We start from the raw sequence: 23,264 nt of genomic DNA, 5'->3' as shown, positions 1-23,264 counted from the left end.
TTGGTCTCGAAAAATGCTCTAGGATAGTTTCAGCATGCGCATCATACAGTGCATTGCCAGGCGCCGACGCTTTTGTCTGCGCAAGGCCTTGTGACTTGTGGTCTTGTCAAGCGGCCAATGATAAGCGCCTATTGAAGAATTCGGCAAGTTATCTGCAAGCAAGAATGCGCAGGCGCAAACACAATGGACTGGCGTGCGCGCCGGTGCAGTGCATCTTAAAGGGGATGGCGCGGCAGCGGCGCCGGGGTGTCAGGCCAACGGCTGGAGGAGCAGCCAGCAAGCGCTGTATTATATTAGTGTAGCAGGCGGGGAGGCAGGTCTTCGTCGTCGACGAATAAATCGTCGAACATCAAGGCGTCCGGTTCCTTGCCCTGGCTCCACAACAGCATCAGCACGATGACTTTCAGCTTGCCCAGCGACACGGGCGCCTCGTCGAGCGCCAGCGCCCGTTCGATGACGATTTCGCGCTGCAGCGGCGACAGCACCTTGGCGCTTTCCAGGAACTGGATGAAGCCGATGGCGGCCGTGCCCAGCACGTCGCTTTCCTGCTGCACGTAGAAGCGCGTGCCCGTGGAACTGGCCGTCAGGGTTTGTTCGGCGCCGGCCATGGCGTTCAAGTCCGTCAGCCACACGAGCGCTTCGGAAATCTCCACGTCGTCGAAACCGACGGCCGACAGTTTGCGCGCCAGGACTGCCGGCTCGGGGCAGGCATCGGGGCGATAGTAAGTCTCGTAGAGGTACACCAGGATATCGAACATGGCTCTACTCTAGCAGCTAAGCTCGCTAAGACACAAGGGTGCGCGCAGACAAAGCGCGCCCGTGCGGCAAGGCCGCCACACAAGTGACAAGCTGTCATTTGCAGCGTTGAAACAGTCCTCCCGGCAAGCGTTCGACCCGGCCCGCCAGCTCCAGCGCCAGCAATTGCCCCATCAGTGCGCCCATGGCCAGGCCGCTGCGCGCGGCCAGGGTATCGGCGTCGTGCGGATCGTGGCCCAGCGCGGCCAGCAGCGGCGGCTCGTCCTCCACCGCGGCCGGCACGCTGGGGACGCCGCCCAGCCACTGCAGCTCTTGCAGCACGTCATCGGCCGATTCGACCAGCTTGGCACCCTGCTTGATGAGTGCATGACAACCCTTGGCCAAAGTCGCATGGATGGAGCCGGGCAAGGCATACACGTCGCGCCCCTGCTCGCCCGCCAGGCGCGCCGTGATCAGGGAACCCGACTGGGCCGCCGCCTCGATCACCAGCACGCCGCGCGCCAGGCCGCTGATCAGACGGTTGCGGCGCGGAAAATTCCCCGGCATGGCAGGCAGCCCCAGCGCGTACTCGCTGACGATGCAGCCCTGTTCGGCAATTCTTTGCGCCAGATCAAGGTTACGGCGTGGATACACCAAATCGGCGCCCGTGCCGATCACGGCCACCGTGCCGCCCGCGCCGCGCAAGCCGCCCTCGTGCGCGTGCGTGTCGATGCCGAGCGCCAGCCCTGAAATGATGGTCAAGCCTGCCGCGCTCAGCGCTTGGGCGAAGGCGGCCGCGTTCTGCATGCCTTGCGCGCTGGCATTGCGGCTGCCGATGATGGCCACGCCCGGACGCGACAGCAGTTCCGCCCGTCCCCGCACATATAACAACAGCGGCGGATCGGCGATTTCCAGCAGCAGGGGCGGATACGCGGCATCGGCCAGGGTCAGCACGGTATTGCCGGGCCGCTGCAGCCATTGCAGGGTCAGCGCCAGCTGGCTGTTGGCCACCGGCTTGGGCGGCTGCACGATGGCGCGCGCCACGCTGGCCGGCACCACCTCGCGCAGGATGTCGAACGGCGTGGCAAAGATTTGCGGCGGCAAGCCGAAGCGGGCCAGCAAGGCGCGCGCCGCCACCGGCCCCACACCGGCCAGATGCTGGAGGCGCAGCCAGCCCGCCAGTTCCGTGGCCGTGTCCGCCATCGTTGCAAGTGCATGCATGACAACCTCGTTATGTACTGTGGCATCCCATGCTAGCGCCATGGCGCGCACGCGATACCGACGCGCGCAAGGATGCGTGCAATGACGCCGCAAAACGGCCCGCCGTCCACAGGGCCATGGGCGTCTGTGATAAAATTTCCCTTTGCAGCAAACGAATAGCGCACTGGCAAACGCATCTGCCGCGCCGTTGCGCCACACGCGCCCAACCGTAGCGTACTCAAAAATAAAATAGCCCTGCCATCGTTCGCATGGCCCAGGCATGAATAATCCGGCGCACCGGCGCCCACCTTAACCAGTCGAATCCGTATGTCCATATTAAATATCCTGCGTTACCCCGATCCTCGCCTGCACACGATCGCCAAGCCCGTCACCGAATTTGACGCGCGCCTGCAAACCCTGATCGACGACATGGCCGAAACCATGTACGACGCCCCGGGCGTCGGCCTGGCTGCGTCGCAAGTGGACGAGCATATCCAGATGATGGTGATCGACACCACCGAAGAAAAAAACCAGCTGCAAGTATTCATCAACCCGGAAATCACCTGGTCCAGCGAAGAAAAGCAGGTCTACGACGAAGGCTGTCTGTCCGTGCCCGGCGTGTATGACGGCGTCGAGCGTCCGGCCCGCATCAAGGTGCGCGCCCTGGACCGCCACGGCAAGCAGTACGAGCTGGAAGCCGATGGCTTGCTGGCCGTCTGCATCCAGCATGAGATGGATCACTTGCTGGGCAAGGTATTCGTCGAATACCTGTCGCCGCTCAAGCGCAACCGCATCAAGACCAAGATGATCAAGGAAATCCGCGGTCTCGAGCGCGAAGCGAGCTTGCGCGCACAGAACCGTCGTTTCTAAGCCGCTGCTGATAGACTAAGCAACAATAGTCGTAACACCACGCCAGCCTGGCGCCTCCGGCCCGGGCCTGCGCACCTCACGTCAAGGAACGCTATGAAAGTGATCTTCGCAGGCACGCCTGAATTCGCCGCCACGGCCCTGAAAGACTTGCACGAAGCGGGATTCGAGATTCCGCTGGTGCTGACCCAGCCCGACCGTCCTGCCGGACGCGGCATGCAGCTGCACGCCTCGGCCGTCAAGCAGTACGCGCAGCAGCACGGCATCGAGGTGCTGCAACCGCTGTCCTTGCGCATGGACAGCAAGGACCCGCAGCGCGCCGCAGAGGCGAAGGCGGCCCATGAGCGCCTGCTGGCCACCGATTACGATGTGATGGTGGTGGCGGCCTACGGCTTGATCTTGCCGCGCAGCACCCTCGACATCAAACCCTGCATCAATATCCACGGTTCATTGCTGCCGCGCTGGCGCGGCGCCGCGCCGATCCACCGCGCCATCGAGGCCGGCGACGATGAAACGGGCGTGACCATCATGCAGATGGAAGAAGGCCTCGATACGGGCCCCATGCTGGCCATCGAGCGCACGCCCATCGAGGCGGGCGACTCCACCGCCACCCTGCACGACAAATTGGCCAAACTGGGCGGCAAGATGATCGTCGAGACCCTGCGCAAGATGCAGCAGCAGCCGCTGGAAGCGGTGCCGCAGCCGGAAGCGGGCGTCACCTATGCGGCAAAGATTGCCAAGGAAGAAGCGGCGCTCGATTTCAGCTTGCCGGCGCTGGAACTGGGCCTGAAAATCCGCGCCTTCAATCCGTTTCCCGGCGCCTGCGGCCAGGTCGATGGCGTCACCATCAAGATCTGGGCCGCCGAGGTGCTCGACGCGGACAGCAAGGAAGCGCCGGGCCAGGTGCTGGCGGCCGACGCCCAGCATGGCATCGTCGTGGCCTGCGGCAATGGCTCGCTGCGCCTGACGGAACTGCAAAAACCGGGCGGCAAGCGCCTGCCCGCAGCCGAGTTCATCAAGGGCTTCCCCCTCGAAGGCAAGCGTTTCGTTTAATTAAGCCATCGATACCGGCGGCAAGCGCCCATGGACCAGCTGACCGCCCTGCGCGCCTTGCGCCGCGTCGTGGAACTGGGCAGTTTCACGGCCGCCGGCGCCGCGCTCGGCATTTCCCACTCCATCGTGTCGCGCCAGATCCGCCAGCTGGAAAGCCAGCTGGGCGCCCAATTGCTCAACCGCACCACGCGCCGCTTCGCCCTGACGGCCGCCGGCCAGGAATACTATCTGGCCAGCCGCGACATCCTCGACGCCCTCGATGCGGCCGATCGCGCCGTCGCCATGCACCAGGCACAGCCGTCCGGCAGCCTGCGCATCAATGCGCCGATGGCCTTCGGCACCCTGGAACTGGCCGCCTGGCTGCCCAACTTTACGCGCCACTACCCGCACCTCCACATCGATCTCGTCTGCAATGACCGCATCGTTGACCTGATCGACGATGGCTTCGACGTGGCGCTGCGCCTGGCGCGCGGCTTGCCCGACTCCACCCTGGTGGCGCGCCAGCTGGGCAGCAGCCGCACCTTGGCCGTCGCCTCGCCCGCCTACGTGGCCCGCCATGGCCATCCGGCCACGCCGCAAGACCTGGCGCAGCACAATTGCCTGATGTACAGCTCCGGCGAGAAGCCGGCCGAGTGGTCGTTCACGGATGCGGGCGGCGCCGCGCACAAGGTAGCCGTGCGCGGCAGCCTGCAAGCCAATACCAGCGTGGCCCTGCGCGAGGCTGCCGTGGGCGGCATGGGCATTGCCGGCGCGCCCGGCTTCATCGTGCGCGACGCGCTGCGCAGCGGCCAGCTCGTGGAAGTCTTGCCCGGCTACACCTTGCGCCCACGCACCTTGTACGCGCTGTATCCGCACAGCCGCCAGCTGTCGCCGAAGGTCAGGGTCTTCATCGATTTTGCCGTGCAACACTATCAAAATCACCGCTAGGATTGATCAGGCCGGCTGCAGCGCCTTGCGCACGGCGCGGAACTGCTGCGTCAAGCCGCCGTAGCCCCAGGCCGCCTGGCGCGCGTCGTGCACGTGGATGTAGCTGACGTCATGCAAGGCGCCGAGATGCTCATGCATGGCAGCGAACACGGCGGCGATATACGCGGCCTTTTCCGCCGCCGTATTCGTTTCATCGCTGATCAGGATATCGAGGAAAAAGCTGGCCTTGCCCTGCACCTGCAGGGATGGCCCGCCGACAAACCAGTGCGCCGCGTCAAGATGGCTGATCGCCACCGACGTCAGTTCGGGCGCCTTGTGCAGCAACTGCGCCGTCAAGGCGCTCAAGGTGGCGGCGATGGCGGCCGACTGGCGCGCATCGGGCGTGGTGGACAAACGCAGGTTCAGAATGGGCATGGGATGCTCCGCAAGTGGATGAAGTCCCATTCTAGGCAGGCGGGAGGTAAAACGGCAGCCCTCGCCAGGTACAGGATCTGTGCATATTCCACACACAAAAAAAGGGCTTGCCGCGGCAAGCCCTCGTCGCATCGAGCCCGCTGGCTTAGCGGCGCTGCACCCTCATCAGGCGTGCGCCCACGGACGACGACAGGCTGACCTCGAAACGGCCGCCGGCCGGCAAGGCGCTGACGTCGACGCTGGCTTTGCCACCCGTCAAGTCACTGGCGACCACCGTCTTGCGGCCATCGGCGGCCACGTGCAGCACGGCGGCGTAGGGTTCCGCATCGGCATTCCAGACCAGCGCCAGCTTGCCGCCGCTTTGTGTCGCATCGAACGTGGCATCGTTGGCGGCGGCCCTGCTGCGGCGCGCAGAGCGCTCCAGCTTGGCTAAAGCCTTGCCATTTTGCAGCACTTGCACGTCGCTGATGTCGCCCGGGTTGGCGAAGCTGACGCGGAAATGACTCATGGCGTTGCCGCCATGATCAGCCACGGAAACGCCATCAAAAGGCAAGTCGATAGTCTGTCCCGACGCCGTCAGCACGCGCAGGGTATATGCATGGCCGCTGCCGCCGGCAGCGGGGCCGATGCGCGCAGACGAGGCAACGGCGGGACGCAGCCCCACACCGGCTGGCGTGATGCGGCCGGAAATGGTCAGATAGCCGTTCTCGGCCACGGACATGCTGGCGGCCAGCACATTGCTGCCCGTCACCTGCGTGCTGCGTCTTTCCAGGAATTGCTGTACCCGCACATAGCTGTAGTCGGAGAACCAGGCACCGCTGCAATAGCTCATCACGTCCTTCATCGGCGTAGCGCCATACACGGCCTTGCTCAACTGGCCAATGCTGCCCGCATAGTCGCTGTTGTACAGCGGTTGCGGGCCCAGTTCGCCATTCGGATACGGGTAGTCGGTGGCCGCACTGGCTGGACCGCCGCAGGCGACGTGCTGCAGCGAGTGGTTATGGCCAAGCTCATGCACAAGCGTGGTCAGCCATTCAGGCCAGTTATTACCAAAGGGATCGACGGAGGCAATGCTGTTGAACCTGGCATCGAGGCCGATGGCCGCCGTGAAGGCATTGCTGCTGCCCGTCGGGTTGATGTAGGCCAGGCCGGCGGTGCGCGTGGAAGACATTCTCGGCACGAAACCATAATAATAGGCGCCACTATCTTCCAGTGCACGCTTGTTGTCCAGCTTGTCCAAGGCATCGCTCCACCAGCTGTCGGCCGTGCTGCTGCCTGGCATGCTCAGCGCCGTGCGCGTGGTGATGCTGATATTTTCCGCCGCATACGGATACACGCGCGTCAGTGCAGCACGGATCACCTCGGCGTCCGGCAATTGCGCCACACCATCATCGGTGCTCAGCGGTACCAGCACCAGGTGAATTTTCGCTGCGCTGCCCACCACGGGCGCCGCTTCCTGGCTCACTTGCACGCCGTCATTGCCCACTGCCGTCACGCGCACGCGCACGCCGGGCAAGATCCAGCCAGCAGGCAGGACGGCGCTGAAATTGCCGTTGAAACTGTAATCGCTTTTCACCGTCGGCAAGACCGATGGGCCGCTCATGGTGATGCTGCCCAGGTTGCCGCCATTGGCGGCCGTCGCATTCAAGATCACGGCCGGGCTGGTCTGGCCTGTTTGCGTGGCCAGCACGGAGACGCGCACGGCGGCCGGCTTGCCGCGCGTCAAGCGCAAGGCGGCATCGCTGGAATTCAAGTTCAGTACCTGCGCGAAATCAATGCTGCCCAAGGTAAAGGCCGACACCGTGCCCGCATTCACGGCGATGCGCGAAGCGGCCGACAGCATCACGTTGCCCGTTGCCGACGCTGGCGCAGACAGCAGCAGCTGGCTGCTACTGGCGCTGACGATGACGGCTGGCGTACTGCCCACCGTTGCCGAGCTGACCTGGTCCAGATTGCTGCCCTGCAGCGTCACCGACAAGGTCGCGCCGTTGACGGCCGACGTGATCGACGTCACTGCCACGCTCGCCAGGACCGTGTACGTGTCGCTGCTGATCACATCGTTGTACGGACCGCGCACCGTCAGCGCGCCTGTCGCTGCGCCCGCAGGCACCACTACCGTCACGCTGCCGGCTGTCTGGCTTTGCGGCGTTGCCGCCGCGCCACTGCCGAACTGCACCGCCGTCACGGCGCCCATGCCGCCGCCCGCGATCGTCACGCTGGAACCGACGCCGCCCGTCGCCGGCGCGACGCTGCTCACGCTCAGCGGCAAGTACACATTGACGTTATAACTGGTGGTCGCCGTGCCGCTGGCGCTGACGAGGCTCAAGGCGCCCGTCACAGGGGTGCCCGGCATGGCCAGGGTCACGCTGGTGTCGCTGCTGGCACTGGCGGCAACGTTCACGCCGCCTACCTGGAAAGCCGTCACGCGGCTCAGATTCGTGCCCGTCACCACCAGCCTGCCGCCCACGGCGACATTCGCCGCCGAGACGGCCGTTACGGCAGGAACCACGGCAGGATTGCCCGACGTGGTCGCCACCGCCGTGTCACCACCGCCGCCACCGCCGCAAGCGGACAGGCCCAGCACAAGAAACAATGCAACAAGCAGATGGTTTTTCATGGATGGCAACCATGTTGGTGCAGCGCGATGCCGGGGAGGACACGAGAGAAATGTGACATATTGGTGACTTTTGGTGAGAATGTGATTTCGAAGAACCCATATTATCGGTTAATTCGATTCCCAAAGACAACTATTAATGCTTTTGATTCAATTGGTTTTGATAATAATAAAGTATTCGTCTGGAAATATTTATTTAAGAATTATTCGCCCCCACCTACATGGCCTTGAATCAAAATTATTTTCCTTTGCAGCTATTGCCATACAATCCATTAAAAACAGGCTGCTATGGCGCCAAGAATGTGGGAATTTTTCCACAGCCTGGAGGACATATCTTCCTGGCAATTTTGGCGGAAGAATTAACACTTTGAGTAAGATTTTCAGGAATGTCATTTCAGAATCAGGCGCGGCGCAAGCCGATCTGTTGCAAGCAAGCCTGCCGCGAGGCGAACGGCCGCTTTTGCTTAAAACCAAAGCAGCCTGATGCCGTATAATTTTAGACCCGGTGATTCAGGCGATTGCCACCTTCTGCCTGCCCTACCCGGCGGGCACACTCCGTCAGCTGATCCTGCTGGCCCGCAACCGCCTCGTACTGTCTTGTCGCCGCGCCGCCGCCCGTTTGCCTATTGAAAGCATGAAATGAACGATACCGTGATCCCCGCCATGTCCCCGACCGAAGCCACCTTGCGCGCCATCCTGGCGCAGCGGATCATGATCCTCGACGGCGCCATGGGCACGATCATCCAGCAGTACAAGCTCGACGAAGAAGCGTACCGTGGCGGTCCCGCCGGCCGCTTCATCGATTTCGCCGCGCCGGCCGACAGCGGCGCGCGCGAACTGTTCGTCAAAGGCAACAATGAGCTGCTGACCCTCACGCAGCCGCACATCATCCAGGAAATCCACGAGCGCTACCTGGCGGCGGGCGCCGACCTGATCGAAACGAATACCTTCGGCGCCACGACGATCGCGCAAGACGATTACCACATGGCCCACCTGGCCTATGAAATGAACGTCCAGGCGGCGAAACTGGCGCGTGCCGCCTGCGATAAATATTCCACCCCGGACAAGCCGCGCTTCGTCGCGGGCGCCCTGGGACCGACGCCAAAGACGGCATCGATCTCGCCCGACGTCAACGACCCGGCCGCGCGCAACGTCAGTTTCGACCAGCTGGTGGCCGCCTACCTGCAGCAGACGCAGGGCCTGGTGGAAGGGGGCGCCGACGTGCTGCTGGTGGAAACCATCTTCGATACCTTGAACTGCAAGGCGGCCCTGTTCGCCATCGACCTGTTCTACGAACAGAATCCTACCGTCGTGCGCCTGCCCTTGATGATTTCCGGCACCGTCACGGACGCCTCGGGCCGCATCCTGTCGGGCCAGACCGTGCCCGCCTTCTGGAATTCCGTGCGCCACGCGAAACCGCTGACCATCGGCCTGAACTGCGCGCTGGGCGCCGCCCTGATGCGCCCGTACGCGGAAGAACTGGCCAAGATCGCCGACACGTTTGTTTGCATCTACCCGAACGCGGGCTTGCCCAATCCCATGAGCGACACGGGCTTCGACGAGTTGCCAGCCGACACATCCGCCCTGCTGCGCGAATTTGCCGACGCGGGTTTTTTGAACATGGCGGGCGGCTGCTGCGGCACCACGCCCGAGCACATCGCCGCCATCGGCGAGTTGCTGTCGAAAAATACACCGCGCACCGTGCCGGCCCCGTCGCACGACTTGCGCCTGGCGGGCCTGGAACCGTTCGTCGTCAACGACGAGTCGCTGTTCGTCAACGTGGGCGAGCGCACCAACGTCACGGGCTCGAAAGCGTTCGCGCGCATGATTCTCAACGAGCAATACGACGAAGCCTTGTCCGTGGCGCGCCAGCAGGTGGAAAACGGCGCGCAAGTGATCGACATCAATATGGATGAGGCGATGCTCGATTCGCTGGCCGCCATGACGCGTTTCTTGAACCTGATCGCCTCGGAACCCGATATTTCGCGTGTGCCCATCATGGTCGACTCGTCGAAATGGTCGGTCATCGAAGCGGGCCTCAAATGCGTGCAGGGTAAGGCCATCGTCAACTCGATTTCCATGAAGGAAGGCGAAGAGGAATTCCTGCGCCAGGCGAAACTGTGCCGCCGCTACGGCGCGGCCGTCATCGTCATGGCTTTCGATGAAAAAGGGCAAGCCGACACCTTCGAGCGCAAGATCGAGATTTGCGCCCGCGCCTACCACCTGCTGATCGATGCGTTGGACTTCCCGCCGGAAGACATCATTTTCGACCCGAACATCTTTGCCGTGGCCACCGGCATCGAAGAGCACAACAACTACGCCGTCGACTTCATCAACGCCACGCGCTGGATCAAGGAAAACCTGCCGTACGCGAAGATCTCGGGCGGCGTGTCGAACGTGTCCTTCAGTTTCCGCGGCAACGATCCCGCCCGCGAAGCCATCCATACCGTCTTCCTGTACCACGCCATCAAGGCCGGCATGACCATGGGCATCGTCAACGCCGGCATGGTGGGCGTGTACGACAACCTGGATCCGGAATTGCGCGAGCGCGTGGAAGACGTGGTGCTGAACCGCCGCGAAGACTCGACCGAGCGCATGATCGAATTTGCCGGCACCCTGAAGGCGGGCGGCAAGGCCGAAGCGCAAACCCTGGCCTGGCGCGAGGGAACAGTACAGGAACGCCTGTCGCACGCGCTCGTGCATGGCATCACGCAATTCATCGTGGAAGACACGGAAGAAGCGCGCCAGGAACTGCTGCACAATGGCGGGCGCCCCATCCACGTGATCGAGGGACCGCTGATGGCCGGCATGGACGTGGTCGGCGACCTGTTTGGCCAAGGCAAGATGTTCCTGCCGCAAGTGGTGAAATCGGCGCGCGTGATGAAGCAGGCCGTGGCCCATCTGATTCCGTTCATCGAGGAAGAAAAGCTGCTCGAAGAGCAGCGCACGGGCATCGTCGCCAAGCCGAAGGGCAAGATCATCATGGCGACCGTGAAAGGCGACGTGCATGACATCGGCAAGAATATCGTCACGGTAGTCTTGCAATGCAATAACTTCGAAGTGGTCAACATGGGCGTGATGGTGCCGTGCTCGGAAATCCTCGCCCGCGCCAAGGTGGAAAACGCCGACATCATCGGTCTGTCGGGCCTGATCACGCCGTCGCTGGAAGAAATGGCGTATGTCGCCAAGGAAATGCAGCGCGACGAACACTTCCGCATGCTGAAGATTCCCCTGCTGATCGGCGGCGCCACCACCAGCCGCGCCCACACGGCCGTGAAAATCGCGCACAACTACGAAGGCCCCGTGATCTACGTGCCGGACGCTTCGCGTTCCGTGTCCGTGGCGCAATCGCTGCTGACGCCGGAACAGCGCGACAAGTACGTGGAAGACATCGAACTCGACTATGCGCGTATCCGCGAACAGCACGCCAACAAGAAGGCCCTGCCCATCCTGCCGCTGGCGCAGGCGCGCGCGAACAAGATGGTCGTGCCGTTCGACGGCCCGTGCACGCCCGTAAAGCCGAAGTTCATCGGCCGCCGCGTGTTCAAGAACGTGGATCTGGCCACGCTGGCCAACTATATCGACTGGGGCCCATTCTTCCAGACCTGGGACCTGGCCGGTCCCTTCCCCGCCATCTTGACGGATGAAGTGGTGGGCGACGCGGCCACCAAGGTGTACGCGGAAGGCCAGGCCTTGCTGAAAAAACTCATCGACGGACGCTGGCTGACGGCCAACGGCGTCGTCTCCTTGCTGCCAGCCAATAGCGTCAATGACGACGATATCGAGGTGTACACCGACGATACGCGCAGTACGGTGGCGTTCACGTATTACGGCATGCGCCAGCAAGGCGTCAAACCCGTGGTCGACGGCGTGCAGCGCCCGAACCAGTGCCTGGCCGACTTCATCGCGCCGAAGGCGTCGGGCGTGAAGGATTACATCGGCATGTTTGCCGTCACGTCCGGCCTGGGCATCGAAAAGTATGAAAAGCGCTTCGAGGATGCGCACGACGATTACTCGTCCATCATGCTCAAATCCCTGGCGGACCGCCTGGCCGAGGCGTTTGCCGAGTACCTGCACGAACGCGTGCGCAAGGATTTGTGGGGCTACGTGCCCGATGAACACTTGGGCAACGACGACATGATCGCCGAGAAATACGTGGGCATCCGTCCCGCGCCCGGCTACCCGGCCTGCCCTGAGCACACGGTCAAGAAAGAGATGTTCGAGGTCATGCAGGCCGAGGAAATCGGCATGCAGCTGACGGAATCGTATGCCATGTTCCCAGGCGCGGCCGTCTCCGGCTTTTATTTTGCCCACCCGGAGTCGAAATACTTCGTCGTCGGCAAGATCGGCATGGACCAGGTGGAAGACATGGCCAAGCGCCGTGGCGCCAGTATTGAGGACGTGGAACGCTGGCTGGCGCCCAACTTGTCGTAAGCACCATCGCCTTGCGCTGCGGCGCGCGGAACTTTTCGCGCGCCGCAGCGCACTAACGCAGTATGCCGGCCGGCATGCTGCATGCCCGCTCCGGCCCGTTCCCCAACTGGCAAGGAGGTAATATGGCAACCAACTTCAAACTGAAACGCTGGCAGGACCAAGTGATCCTGTTGCTGGGCCTGTGGCTGCTCGTCTCGCCCTGGGCCTTTTCCTATCCCGAAGGCTCGCCGCAGATGATCAACGCCTTTGTCTCGGGCCTGGTCATCGCCGTGCTGGCCGCCTTCGATCTGTACAAGACCTATTTCTGGGCCGTCGTCGTCAACCTGCTGGTGGGCGTCTGGGTCGCCGCCTCGCCGTGGGTGCTGCGGCTGGCAGATCAGCGCGTCGTCATGTGGAACGAGCTGATCGTCGGTATCGCCGTCGCCGTGCTGGCCCTGTGGGAGCTGCGCACCGACCCCGAGCTGCACAAGCACTGGCCCGGCGCAGCCGCGTAGCGCAGCTACCGGCGTAAAAAAACCCTGCCACGGCATGCCGTGCAGGGTTTTTTAAAAGTGGAAATCCGGGACGTTACAGCGGGTAGGTCGGATTAGCGCTTGCGCGTAATCCGACAACACCGGTCAGTGCCAACAATGTTGTGTCGGATTACGGCCCTTTGGGCCTCGGCGGCCCCACCTAATCCAACTTACAGCGCATAACGCACTACGTTATCGCTCCATTCGTAGGCCGCCATTTCCAGTTCCACCAGGTCGTCCGGCGACATGGCCAGGTCGCGCAAGGTCGGCACGATCTCGCCTTCCATGTCTTCGATGCGTTCGATGCATTCGGCCAGGCGCAGCAGGTCGCCGTAGAAGCCTTCGCGCGACAGCAGCGCTTCGGCCACTTCGTCGATCACTTCGATCTGGCTGAGGATTTCCGACATCGGCACGCCGAACAGGGTATCCATCAGCGACATGATGCCGACCGTAAAGGCGATATCGGCCGAATGGGCATGGTTCGGGCGCAGTTTATGCGCGAGCAATTCGAGCAAACGGCCGCGCGTGGTCGCCAGCATCAGCAGCGGCGTCATGCTATGGCCACGCTTGCTTGGCTCCGCGTACAGCATGATTTGCAGCCAGCGCTGCAGCTGGCGGCGGCCCAGCACGGTCACGGCCTGGCTCAGCGAATCGATGCGCTGGCGCGCACCCACGGCCGGCGTATTGACCAGGCGCAACAGGTTCAGGGCCAGCGACACGTCACGCTTGATGGCGCGCTCGATGTCCATGTTGTCGGCATCGGAGGTCACCAGTGTCATCAGTTCCATGACGGCCAGTTGCGACGGCGACAGCTTCTTGCCCGTCATGATGGCGGGCTTGGCAAAATAATAACCCTGGAAATAATCGAAGCCCAGGTCCAGGCCCGACTTGAATTCTTCGCGCGTCTCGACCTTCTCCGCCACCAGTTTCTTGTTTTCCTGCTTGAAACGGGGCGCCAGCGCTGCCAGCACTTTCGGGTCGACCGTGCTCATGTCCATCTTGACGTATTGCACCAACGGCAACAGTTCCTGCACTTGCGCCGTATCGGAGACGACGTTTTCCAGCGCGAAAGTAAAGCCGTGGCCCACCAGTTCGCTGATGCGCGCGCGCACTTCCGGCGTGACGGGCATCGATTCGACGATTTCCAGCACGACTTTTTCGCGCGGCAGGAAAACGAAGATGTCGCTCATGATCACGTCGGCGTCGACGTTGACGAAACCGAGCGCGTCGCCGATGACTTTTTCCATGCCCAGCTGGGAAGCGTGGGCGATCACGGAGGCCGTGGCGGACAGGTCGCTGGTAATGTTGGCGGGACCGACCGGAGCGTTGCGGAATAGCAACTCATAGCCGAACAGGGCCTGGTTGCGGTCGAGGATAGGTTGTCGCCCCAGATAGAACTCGCGCACGCGCAAGGGTTTCGGGGTGATGTCGTTGCTGGAAATATCGATCATTAACTCTTCATCAATCACGTCGAGTGACACCGGCCGCGCGGCGCCCGCATCAAGGTTCACTATTGACAATACTTTAGCTGAATTTCGCCCGCGCTGTGGGTATTTTGGCAGTAATCAAGGCTATTGTCGTCAAAAATCAGGCCACTGGCGTGTCTTGCACCATCCCATCGACAAATAATTTCAATTCGCCGGGCGCAAACGCCGTCCATTGTTCATTCGTCGTCAGCGGCTGGGTAACGATCACGGCCACTCTGTCCTGGGGCGTCGTCACCTGGGAAAAGTCCACGCTCAGGTCTTCATCGGAGAGTTTAGCAGTTGGAAACGGATGTTGTCGCACCAGATAGTGCAAACTGGTCGAGCAATGGGCAAACAGCGCCTCGCCGCTCGACAGCATCATGTTGAACGTGCCGTGGGCAGCAATGCCGGGCAACAGCTCCGCCAGCGCGGCATGCAGTTGCGGCAAGGCCGGCGGGGCGTCGCCGAAGCGCGCGTGCAATTCCTGCAGCAGGTAGCAGAAAGCCAGTTCGCTGTCCGTGCAGCCGACGGGGCGGTAGCTGCCCGTCAGCACGGGGTTGAACTCCTTCAAATCGCCATTGTGGGCAAAGACCCAGTAGCGGCCCCACAGTTCGCGCACGAACGGGTGGCAGTTTTCCAGCGCCACCTGGCCTTGCGTGGCCTTGCGGATGTGCGCGATGACATTGCGCGACTTGATGGGGTAGCGCTTGATCAGTTCGGCCACGGGCGAGGCGATGGCCGCTTGGTGATCGACGAAATGGCGCACGCCGGCGCCCTCGAAAAAGGCGATGCCCCAGCCGTCATGGTGGGTATCGGTATGGCCGCCGCGCATGGCGAAGCCGGTAAAACTAAAGACAATATCCGTGGGGACATTGCAATTCATTCCGAGAAGTTGGCACATGGTCTGTTTGCAGCGGGATAACATGCCCACCATACCACGCCGCCTTGCGGATTGGTATGGTGGCGATGGCCATCAGACAGCCAGAATCAGTGCAACAGGACCGGCTGGCTCATGAGGGAATCATAGCTGCCCAAAAATTCATCGATCTCTTCCATGCTCGGTTCGCTGGCGATCAATTCCGTGACGTCGCGGCGGAAGTTTTGCGCGAGGACTCCCGCGATGAAAGTCTCGCGTTTGCCGCCCTTGTCGACGATTTCATAGCCGCCGAAGCGCAGGGCTTCCAGGTCGCCATCGACGCCGAATTCCACGACGCTGTATTGTTCGCTGTTATAGATCAGGTTCATTTTGCATCCTTCGCTCAAGCAAGAGAAACTCTTGCGGTTTCAGGACAGAGGTGGGGTCCCCACGCCGCCATTTCAAGCGGCCGGGCCACCCTGCGGGCTACAGAGTTGTAACGAGATGCAAACTGCGACTGCGGTAATACCGTCAGAAAGCCGCGTTCAGGAAACAAGCAGGTCCGGTTCCAGCGCCAGCAGGACATCGTAGGGACTGGCCGTCAGCCAGGTGCGCAGCTGTTCGATATGCGAGGCGTCGGCCAGGCTGATGAACAGGCGCGCGGGTGGATGGCGCAGCAGACGATTTAATGTTACACGCAATACGAGATTGCCGCTGCAGCACAGGCAGCCGGGCGCAATACGCAACAGTTGCAGTGGAAACGATGGAGAAGGAGAAATTTGTTCGGCCAGGTCGGCCAGGATGGCGTTGCCGTCAGCGAGACCCTCGAGGATCACGGCGGCCGGCTGGCCAGGCTGCAAGGCTTGCGCGATGGCCGCCTCGCGCCCGGCCGCGCAACCACCGCTGACCAGGGTCAGCGGCGTCGGACGCCGTACGGCTGACGTCACAGGCCTTTCTTGGCCAGCTTGCCCGGTTCGACGCCCAGCTGTTTCAGTTTGCGGTACAAATGGGTGCGTTCGAGGCCCGTTTTTTCCGCCACGCGGGTCATGCTGCCGCCTTCGCGGCCCAGGTGGTGTTCGAAATACATGCGCTCGAACGCATCGCGCGCCTCGCGCAGCGGCAAGTCGAACGACAGGTTGTAGCCATGGCCTTCGGCCACCGCCGGTACGGCGATGCCTGGGCGCACCATCAGCTGTTGCGGCGCGCTGCCGCCAAAGCTGGGCACGGGATGGCTGCTTTCCTCGGTCACCACGGGTGCCGCGGGACGCGGCGCCACGCTCGGCGCGCGCACGGTTTCCTGTGCCCGCGTCAAGCCTTGCTGGACCGCTTTCAGCAGCTTTTGCAAGGCAATCGGTTTTTCCAGGAAATTCATGGCGCCGATGCGCGTCGCCTCGACCGCCGTATCGATGGTGGCGTGGCCCGACATCATGATCACCGGCATGGTCAGCAAGCCATCGCGCTGCCACTCCTTGAGCAAGGTGACGCCATCGGTGTCGGGCATCCAGATATCCAGCAATACCAGATCCGGTGCACCGGCGGCACGCGCTTCGCGCGCCTGCTGCGCATTTTCGGCCAGCTGGATAGCATGTCCTTCGTCGCCCAGAATTTCCGAGAGCAACTCACGGATACCCATTTCATCATCCACTACGAGTATGTTTGCCATTCGTGTCTTGCCTTCCTCATTTCGCCGGCCGTCGCGCACAAGATGTACACGGCGGACAACTATGATTTTATTAGTGTTTTAAATACTAAACCAGACCCTCACGCCAGGAATTCCTGGGCAGGAGTGTCGGGAGCTAACTTTAACAGCAAAATGACCACCGAAGCGCCATTGCCGTCGACCCGGTTCTCGATATCGATGCGTCCGCCGTGTTCATCGATAATTTTCTTGACCATCGCCAGGCCCAATCCCGTGCCGCGGGCCTTCGAGGTCACATACGGCTCGAAGGCGCGCGCCAGGATTTTTGGCGCAAAACCGGGACCGTTGTCCGTGATGGCCAGCCGCACGGCGATATTCACGCCGCCGTCCGCACTGCGATAATGAATTGCTTCCGTCCTTACGTCAATCCGCGGATGCGGCGAATCCGGCGGCAGGTCGGCCATGGCGTCCTGCGCGTTCTGCAGCAGGTTATGGATCACCTGGCGCAACTGGGTCGGATCGCCCATCACCATCGGCAGATTCGGCGCCAACAGCGGGTGGATGATGTCGCCATCGTCGCCGCGCAGATACAGGTTCAGGATCTCTTCGATCAGCTCGTTCAGGCGCAGGGGCACGAGCACGGCCGGCGGCGTGCGCGCATAGTCGCGGAAGTCGTCGACCATGCGCTTCATCGCATCGACCTGCTTGACGATGGTGGTGGTGGCGCGGCTGAGCAGATCGGCATCGGGCTGCTCCAGCTTGCCTTCGAGCTTCATCTGCAGGCGCTCGGCCGACAGCTGGATCGGCGTGAGCGGATTCTTGATTTCATGCGCCAGGCGGCGCGCCACCTCGCCCCAGGCGATCGAGCGCTGCGCGGAAATGACGTCGGAAATATCATCGAACACGACGATGTAGCCGCTGCCCGACTCCAGCGGCAGGCGCGAGCCGCGCGCCAGCAAGGTGATGTCATGCTCGTCGGCACTGCTGCCCAGACGGCGCGGAATCTCGATCTGGCGCTGCCAATGCAGGCGCTGCTGGTTGCGGCCCGACGCCGATTGCGCGCTTTGCGCCGTGAAGGCGCTGATGATGGCGCCGCCAAATTCTTCCATTCCAGCAATCTGCGCCAGCGGCTGGCCCACCATGCTCATCCCGGAATGCTGGAGGATGCGCTCGACCGATTCATTGCAGGTCACCAGCTTGAAGTCGCCATCGAGCACCATCACGCCGGCCGACATGTTGGCCAGTACCGATTCCAGGTGGGCCTTGGCGTTTTGCAGCGCGGCGCGGTTGCTTTCCACGGCCGTGCGCGCATCGAGCAGCTGGCGCGTCATGATGTTGAACGATTGCGTCAAGGTACCCAGTTCATCCTTGGTGGCGACGATGGGGCGCGGCGACAGGTCGCCCTCGGCCACGGCGCGCGTGCCCTCTGCCAGCAGCAGCAGGGGCTGGGCCAGGTTGCCCGCGATCAGGAAAGCACTGCCGATGGCGCCAAAGATAGCCAGCAGCAAGGTCAAGGTGAGGATTTCCATGTACATCTTGCGCAGTCCCACGCGCGCGACGAAACGTTCCTTGTACTCGCTGTAGGCGGCGCGCAGCACCTCGCCATTCGTCGCCAGCTTGGGCGGCACCGATTGCAGCAGTTGCAGGTAGCGGGGCGAGACGGACGGTCCCGGCACGGCCACCAGCACGCGCAGGCGCAGGCTGGCCGCCGTTTCCAGCGACGCCGGCAAGCCCGAGCGGAAACCGCCGCCGCCCGACTCCGTGCCGTCGTCGTGCAATTCCAGTCCCCCTTCGGCGGAGGCATAGCCGGCCGGCAAGGCTGCCTGCACCAGCATGGCCGGCGTCGGCAAGTCGGCCGCGCTGTGCGGCCCGGCGCTGGCCAGCAGCACGCCGTCGCCGCTGACGAGCATGGCATTTTGCATGCCCTCTTCGCGCAGCAGGCTGGTCAGCACGGCCGGGCCGGCCACCGGGTCGGCGCCCATTTCTTCGACGGCCTTGTGGCCCCGGTGATCGAGCTCGACCAGGGCCGCATCGAGGCCGGCACGGCCCAGCTCAATCCCCGATTCCAGCGCCGCTTCGATCTTGACGTTGAACCAGGATTCGATCGAGTGGGAGACAAATTGCACAGAGACAAGGAAAATCACCAGGCCCGGCAGGATGCCGACGGCGGCGAACAGCATCACCAGGCGCGTCATCAGCTTGGAGCCGAACTTGCCGCTCTTGTAGCGCGCGTACAGACGCCCCAGGGAAATACCCACCAGCGCCAGCAGGGACACGGCCACGGCCGCGTTCAGGCCCAGCAGCCAAGTGTAGTAACGGTCGAAAAAGCCGGAATTATCGGAAGCCGATGCCAGCAGGAACAGCAGGATACTGACTATGCCGCCGCCCACCACCAGCAGATAGCGCAATGCTTGACTCACTACTCCGCCGTATACAAGAAGGTTTTTTTATTCGAAGCCAGGCGCCAGTCGCTGTTATTGAAGGCATTGACCTGTATCGGCTTGGGCAGGTAATCGCGGTCCATGCCCATGCGCAAGGTGACGTTATACGTCTGCCCCACTTTCAGCTCGCCGCGCCGCGCCACCAGCCAGCGGCTGGGACGGCGGATCAGGAACAGCGCATCGTCGAGCGTGGGAAAGCTTTGCTGCAAGCCGCCGCCCGACACATGGTACTGGCGCGTGAGCACGTTGTACGACAGCTTGCTGGTCTGGCGCGCCACGATGGCTTTTTCATCGAACCAATACCAGCGGGGCCGGGTCAGTTCGATTTCCGTCGTGAAATACAGCGGCACGCCATGCTGCACGGCATCGTCGAGGTCATGATTGAGCTCGAAGGAATACGTGGCGGCCAGCTTGTAGCCCTCTTCGCTGGCCTCGATGTAGGCACGGGTGATCTCGACCATATCGGCGGCATGCGCGCGTGGCATGGTACATGCCAGCATCAGCAGCAGGGCCAGGAGTCGGAAGAGTCGTGTTGTCACAAGTGTGCCGGTAGTGTCCGTGAGAAAAGGTTCGACGAATCGCTCAAGCCGCATTTTTTTGGAATAGCGCATAGAACAAACCGTCGTGGTCCTGCTCCGCGCTGCCGGTCGGCAACAGCTGGCCAGGCGCTGTCAATCGGGTCGCATTATTGCGCACCGCAAATGCCGCTGCCTGTGCCTCGGACTCTTGCGGCCACAACGAACATGTCACGAACAGCAATTTACCATCGGGGCGCAGCATCTGCCACAGGTTGTCCAGAATTTTGGATGAAAGTGTTGCAAGTTGGAACGCGTCGCCCTTGCGGCGCAACCAGCGGATATCGGGATGGCGGCGCACGATGCCCGAGGCCGTGCACGGCACATCGGCCAGGATGCGGTCGTACTGCTGGCCGTCCCACCATGCGCTCGATTGCGCGTCCTGCGCCTTCAAGGTCGCGTCCAGGCCCAGGCGCTCGAGGTTTTCCGCGATGCGCGGCAGGCGCTTGGCGTCCGCATCGATGGCCGTCACGTGCACGTCGGCCAGTTCCAGGATATGGCACGTCTTGCCGCCCGGCGCCGCACAGGCATCGAGCACGCGCATGCCGTCCTGCAAATCCAGCAGCGGCGCGGCCAGTTGCGCGCCAGCATCCTGCACGGAGACGGCACCCTGCTCGAAGCCGGGAATCAGCGCTACGCCGATCGGCTTGTCCAGGCGCACGGCGAACGGCCCCACCTGGCGCGCGGCGATACCCGCCTCCGCCAGCACGGCCAGGTAGGCTTCTACCGTGCTCTTGCGGCGATTCACGCGCAAGGTCAATGGCGGCACGGCATTGCCGGCCGTCAAAATGGCTTGCCAGTCGCGCGGGTAAGCCAGGCGCAGCGAATCGATCCACCACTGCGGATAATTCCATTGCGCCAAAGGTTGCTGCAAGGCCGCTTCCAGCAAGGACTTGCGCTCGCGCAAGAAGCGGCGCAAGACGGCGTTGACCATGCCCTTGGCATGCGCCAGGTCAGGGTGCGAGGTGGCCACCGTGACCGCCTGGTCGACCACCGTGAACTCTTCGTACGGCTGCTCGCCCGGCTCGGCCGACATCAAGGACAGCGCGCAGCACAGCAGGGCTGCGAGCATCGGCGGCTCGGGCGCCTTCGACGTCATCAGGCCGACCAGCGTTTCGCTGCGGCCCAGCTGGCGCATGGTGCGGTAGGAAATATCCTGGATGGCGCCGCGCGCCTGCGGGCTGGCGTTCGATTGCGTAAACACCTTGGCCAGCGCCTGCGGCAGGGCCGTGCCCGTGCGCACTTGCGCCACGGCATTGGCCGCGCCCAGCAGGCAAAACGCCAGCGAGTCGGCGCGCAAATCGGGTTGGAAGCCTGGCTGCAAGACCGGTTTCAGGTCGGGATGGTAGCTGGGACGCAATTTCGGTGCGGCAGGCGCCTGGCCTGGCGCCGGCTTGGTTTTCAATTTCAGCGTGGGGCGCTTGTTCATAGTTATCCGGTGTGGCTGCGCGCGGCGGGCTGCATGGAGGCAAAGTCGCGGCCGCGCGTCATCAATAAAGGGTCGATTGTAGCGTTTGTGGCGTCCTCTGGCCCAAGCGATTGCAGCGATACATGTAAATTGCGGCAAAAAACTGCATATATACAAGCAGAATGCGCCATGCTGATGTTTTCGCGCACCAACATGGGCATGCTGTCCTGATAATATCGTGAAACGCGCCAGCACGGGGACACTGCCGGCTAGCGTATTGTTCCCGGCAGCAAACCAGTATAATTAACGCAGTCTGGGCGGCGATGTCATGGCCGTCCGTTTTGCTTTTCGATTCATTCTATTCATTCTTAACGCGGTTCCACCGCCATCCTGCTCATGCTCGCCCAACAGAAACAAGAAATCATCGCCCTGTTCCAGGCCGCCCTCGCTCCCGTCCTGGCCGGCACTTCGCTTGAGCCTACCGTGGTGCTCGAGCGACCACGCGATGCATCGCATGGCGACGTCGCCTGCAATATCGCCATGCAACTGGCCAAGCAGCTGAAACAGAACCCGCGCGAACTGGCGCAAACCATCGTGACGGCCGTGCTGGCCAACCCGGCCGGCAAGGGCCTGGTCGAGGCAGTGGAAATCGCCGGTCCCGGCTTCATCAACGTGCGCGTCTCCGCCGCCGCCAAGCAGGCCGTCATCAAGACCATCCTGGGCGAAAGCGATCGCTATGGCCGCAGCACGGCAGGCGCCGGCAAGCAAGTCATCCTCGAATTCGTCTCGGCCAACCCGACCGGTCCGCTGCACGTGGGCCATGGCCGCCAGGCGGCCCTGGGCGACGCCCTGTCCTCGCTGTTCGACGCGCAAGGCTACCAGGTGACGCGCGAGTTCTATTACAACGACGCGGGCGTGCAGATCCAGACCCTGGCCAACTCCGTACAGGCGCGCGCGCGCGGCTTCAAGCCCGGCGACGCCGAATGGCCCGAGTCCGCCTACAACGGCGACTACATCGCCGACATCGCCAGCGACTTCAAGGCCGGCAAGACGGTTGCGGCCAGCGACGGCTTGCCAGCGACGGCCAACGGCAATGTGGAAGACATCGATTCGATCCGCCCGTTCGCCGTCACCTACCTGCGCAACGAGCAGGACATCGACTTGCAGGCGTTTGGCGTGAAGTTCGACAATTACTACCTGGAATCGTCGCTGTACGCGGACGGCAAGGTCAACAGCGCAGTGGAAACCTTGATCAAGGCGGGCCACACCTACGAGCAGGATGGCGCGCTGTGGCTGCGCACCACCGACTTCGGCGATGACAAGGACAGAGTCATGCGCAAGACGGACGGCACCTACACGTATTTCGTGCCCGACGTCGCGTATCACCTGGTGAAATGGCAGCGCGGTTTCGTGCAGGCCATCAATATCCAGGGCAGCGACCACCACGGCACCATCGCGCGCGTGCGCGCCGGCCTGCAGGCCGTCGACATGGGCATCCCGCAAGGCTACCCCGACTACGTGCTGCACAAGATGGTCACCGTCATGAAGGACGGCGAAGAAGTCAAGATTTCGAAACGCGCCGGCTCCTACGTGACCGTGCGCGACCTGATCGAATGGTCGGGCGGCGGCGACATCGCCAAGGGCCGCGACGCCGTGCGCTTCTTCCTGATCTCGCGCAAGGCCGACACGGAATTCGTCTTCGACGTCGACGTGGCCCTGAAAACCACCGATGAAAACCCCGTCTATTACGTGCAGTACGCGCATGCGCGCATCTGCCGCATCCTGGAAAACTGGGGCGGCGATGAAAGCACGGTTGCCGGCGTGGACTTGTCCCCGCTGACGGCGCCGACCGAAGCGACCCTGCTGGCGACCCTGGCCGCCTACCCGGAAATGCTGGCGCGCGCACAAGCCGAACTGGGACCGCACCAGGTCGCCTTCTACCTGCGCGAGCTGGCCGCCAACCTGCACAGCTTCTACTTCGCCGAAAAAGTGCTGGTCGAGGACGACGCCGTCAAGATGGCCCGCCTGGCCCTCGTCGTCGCCGCGCGCCAGGTGCTGCGCAACGGCCTGGCACTGATCGGCGTGTCCGCGCCAAACAAAATGTAATCGCGAAGGTCAAACCG

The 23,264-nt window shown here is 62.7% G+C and carries 19 protein-coding genes; 7 read left to right on the top strand and 12 right to left on the bottom strand.

Annotated elements, in window-relative coordinates:
- Positions 1 to 293 precede the first annotated feature (293 nt).
- Both D9M09_RS01725 and dprA read right to left on the bottom strand, forming a co-directional pair.
- On the bottom strand, positions 294 to 758 hold the full coding sequence (locus D9M09_RS01725; RefSeq protein WP_070222738.1) for a DUF494 family protein: 465 nt from the start codon (positions 756 to 758) through the stop codon (positions 294 to 296).
- A 94-nt stretch (positions 759 to 852) separates the two neighbouring features.
- Entirely contained in the window at positions 853 to 1,956 is a 1,104-nt protein-coding gene (dprA, locus tag D9M09_RS01720) for a DNA-processing protein DprA (protein WP_121668438.1), read from the bottom strand.
- A gap of 306 nt (positions 1,957 to 2,262) precedes the next feature.
- Between dprA and def the strand changes: the two genes are divergently transcribed.
- The 3 genes from def (at position 2,263) to D9M09_RS01705 (ending at position 4,782) form a co-directional block, all read left to right on the top strand.
- The gene (gene def, locus D9M09_RS01715; protein ID WP_121668437.1) at positions 2,263 to 2,805 is read left to right on the top strand and encodes a peptide deformylase; all 543 of its coding nucleotides are present in this window, start codon (positions 2,263 to 2,265) and stop codon (positions 2,803 to 2,805) included.
- Between the two features lie 93 nt (positions 2,806 to 2,898).
- Positions 2,899 to 3,855 carry a methionyl-tRNA formyltransferase gene (gene fmt, locus D9M09_RS01710; protein WP_070222742.1) on the top strand — a complete coding sequence of 319 codons (957 nt, stop codon included), beginning with the start codon at positions 2,899 to 2,901 and terminating at the stop codon, positions 3,853 to 3,855.
- A 30-nt stretch (positions 3,856 to 3,885) separates the two neighbouring features.
- Positions 3,886 to 4,782 carry a LysR family transcriptional regulator gene (locus tag D9M09_RS01705; protein WP_070311039.1) on the top strand — a complete coding sequence of 299 codons (897 nt, stop codon included), beginning with the start codon at positions 3,886 to 3,888 and terminating at the stop codon, positions 4,780 to 4,782.
- 6 nt (positions 4,783 to 4,788) lie between these two features.
- Here D9M09_RS01705 and D9M09_RS01700 read toward each other — a convergent pair whose 3' ends face one another.
- Positions 4,789 to 5,196 (bottom strand): tautomerase family protein, encoded by a 408-nt coding sequence (locus D9M09_RS01700; RefSeq protein ID WP_099409760.1) that lies wholly within the window; start codon positions 5,194 to 5,196, stop codon positions 4,789 to 4,791.
- A gap of 145 nt (positions 5,197 to 5,341) precedes the next feature.
- Positions 5,342 to 7,813 (bottom strand): IPT/TIG domain-containing protein, encoded by a 2,472-nt coding sequence (locus tag D9M09_RS01695; protein ID WP_162995541.1) that lies wholly within the window; start codon positions 7,811 to 7,813, stop codon positions 5,342 to 5,344.
- Positions 7,814 to 7,949: 136 nt separating this feature from the next.
- Here D9M09_RS01695 and D9M09_RS28715 point away from each other — a divergent pair, with 136 nt between their 5' ends.
- The 3 genes from D9M09_RS28715 to D9M09_RS01685 all read left to right on the top strand — a co-directional run bounded on the left by D9M09_RS28715 (position 7,950) and on the right by D9M09_RS01685 (position 12,738).
- Positions 7,950 to 8,294 carry a hypothetical protein gene (locus D9M09_RS28715; protein WP_139143694.1) on the top strand — a complete coding sequence of 115 codons (345 nt, stop codon included), beginning with the start codon at positions 7,950 to 7,952 and terminating at the stop codon, positions 8,292 to 8,294.
- 155 nt (positions 8,295 to 8,449) lie between these two features.
- Positions 8,450 to 12,244 carry a methionine synthase gene (gene metH, locus D9M09_RS01690; RefSeq protein ID WP_205602323.1) on the top strand — a complete coding sequence of 1,265 codons (3,795 nt, stop codon included), beginning with the start codon at positions 8,450 to 8,452 and terminating at the stop codon, positions 12,242 to 12,244.
- Positions 12,245 to 12,366: 122 nt separating this feature from the next.
- Positions 12,367 to 12,738: an SPW repeat protein gene (locus D9M09_RS01685; RefSeq protein ID WP_083287233.1), complete on the top strand. Its 372-nt coding sequence runs from the start codon at positions 12,367 to 12,369 to the stop codon at positions 12,736 to 12,738.
- Positions 12,739 to 12,926: 188 nt separating this feature from the next.
- Here the strand turns inward: D9M09_RS01685 and D9M09_RS01680 are convergent, their stop codons facing one another.
- From D9M09_RS01680 to rsmB, 8 genes are all read right to left on the bottom strand, one after another.
- A complete protein-coding gene (locus D9M09_RS01680; protein ID WP_035824533.1) occupies positions 12,927 to 14,207 on the bottom strand; it encodes an EAL and HDOD domain-containing protein in 1,281 nt (426 codons plus the stop codon).
- A gap of 136 nt (positions 14,208 to 14,343) precedes the next feature.
- Entirely contained in the window at positions 14,344 to 15,123 is a 780-nt protein-coding gene (locus tag D9M09_RS01675) for a class II glutamine amidotransferase (RefSeq protein ID WP_071650236.1), read from the bottom strand.
- Between the two features lie 86 nt (positions 15,124 to 15,209).
- Positions 15,210 to 15,467, bottom strand: a complete 258-nt coding sequence (locus D9M09_RS01670; protein WP_070222752.1) for a BTH_I0359 family protein — start codon at positions 15,465 to 15,467, stop codon at positions 15,210 to 15,212.
- Between the two features lie 156 nt (positions 15,468 to 15,623).
- Entirely contained in the window at positions 15,624 to 16,025 is a 402-nt protein-coding gene (locus tag D9M09_RS01665) for a GTPase (protein ID WP_070311047.1), read from the bottom strand.
- Positions 16,022 to 16,741 carry a response regulator gene (locus tag D9M09_RS01660; RefSeq protein WP_070222756.1) on the bottom strand — a complete coding sequence of 240 codons (720 nt, stop codon included), beginning with the start codon at positions 16,739 to 16,741 and terminating at the stop codon, positions 16,022 to 16,024. The genes D9M09_RS01665 and D9M09_RS01660 overlap by 4 nt, the downstream gene beginning before the upstream one ends.
- 98 nt (positions 16,742 to 16,839) lie before the next feature.
- Positions 16,840 to 19,137 (bottom strand): sensor histidine kinase, encoded by a 2,298-nt coding sequence (locus tag D9M09_RS01655; protein ID WP_070222758.1) that lies wholly within the window; start codon positions 19,135 to 19,137, stop codon positions 16,840 to 16,842.
- A complete protein-coding gene (locus tag D9M09_RS01650; protein WP_226939765.1) occupies positions 19,137 to 19,643 on the bottom strand; it encodes a DUF4390 domain-containing protein in 507 nt (168 codons plus the stop codon). Before D9M09_RS01650 ends, D9M09_RS01655 begins: the two co-directional genes overlap by 1 nt.
- A gap of 97 nt (positions 19,644 to 19,740) precedes the next feature.
- Positions 19,741 to 21,162 (bottom strand): 16S rRNA (cytosine(967)-C(5))-methyltransferase RsmB, encoded by a 1,422-nt coding sequence (gene rsmB / locus D9M09_RS01645; RefSeq protein WP_121668435.1) that lies wholly within the window; start codon positions 21,160 to 21,162, stop codon positions 19,741 to 19,743.
- A 375-nt stretch (positions 21,163 to 21,537) separates the two neighbouring features.
- Here rsmB and argS point away from each other — a divergent pair, with 375 nt between their 5' ends.
- Complete coding sequence (argS, locus tag D9M09_RS01640; RefSeq protein WP_070311051.1) at positions 21,538 to 23,247, top strand: arginine--tRNA ligase; 1,710 nt, start codon at positions 21,538 to 21,540, stop codon at positions 23,245 to 23,247.
- The last annotated feature ends 17 nt before the right edge of the window (positions 23,248 to 23,264 follow it).

The organism is Janthinobacterium agaricidamnosum (assembly GCF_003667705.1).
Classification (GTDB): Bacteria; Pseudomonadota; Gammaproteobacteria; order Burkholderiales; family Burkholderiaceae_D; genus Janthinobacterium.
The sequence above is the reverse complement of the archived record's forward strand: the minus strand, read 5'-3'. Positions and strand labels throughout refer to the sequence as shown.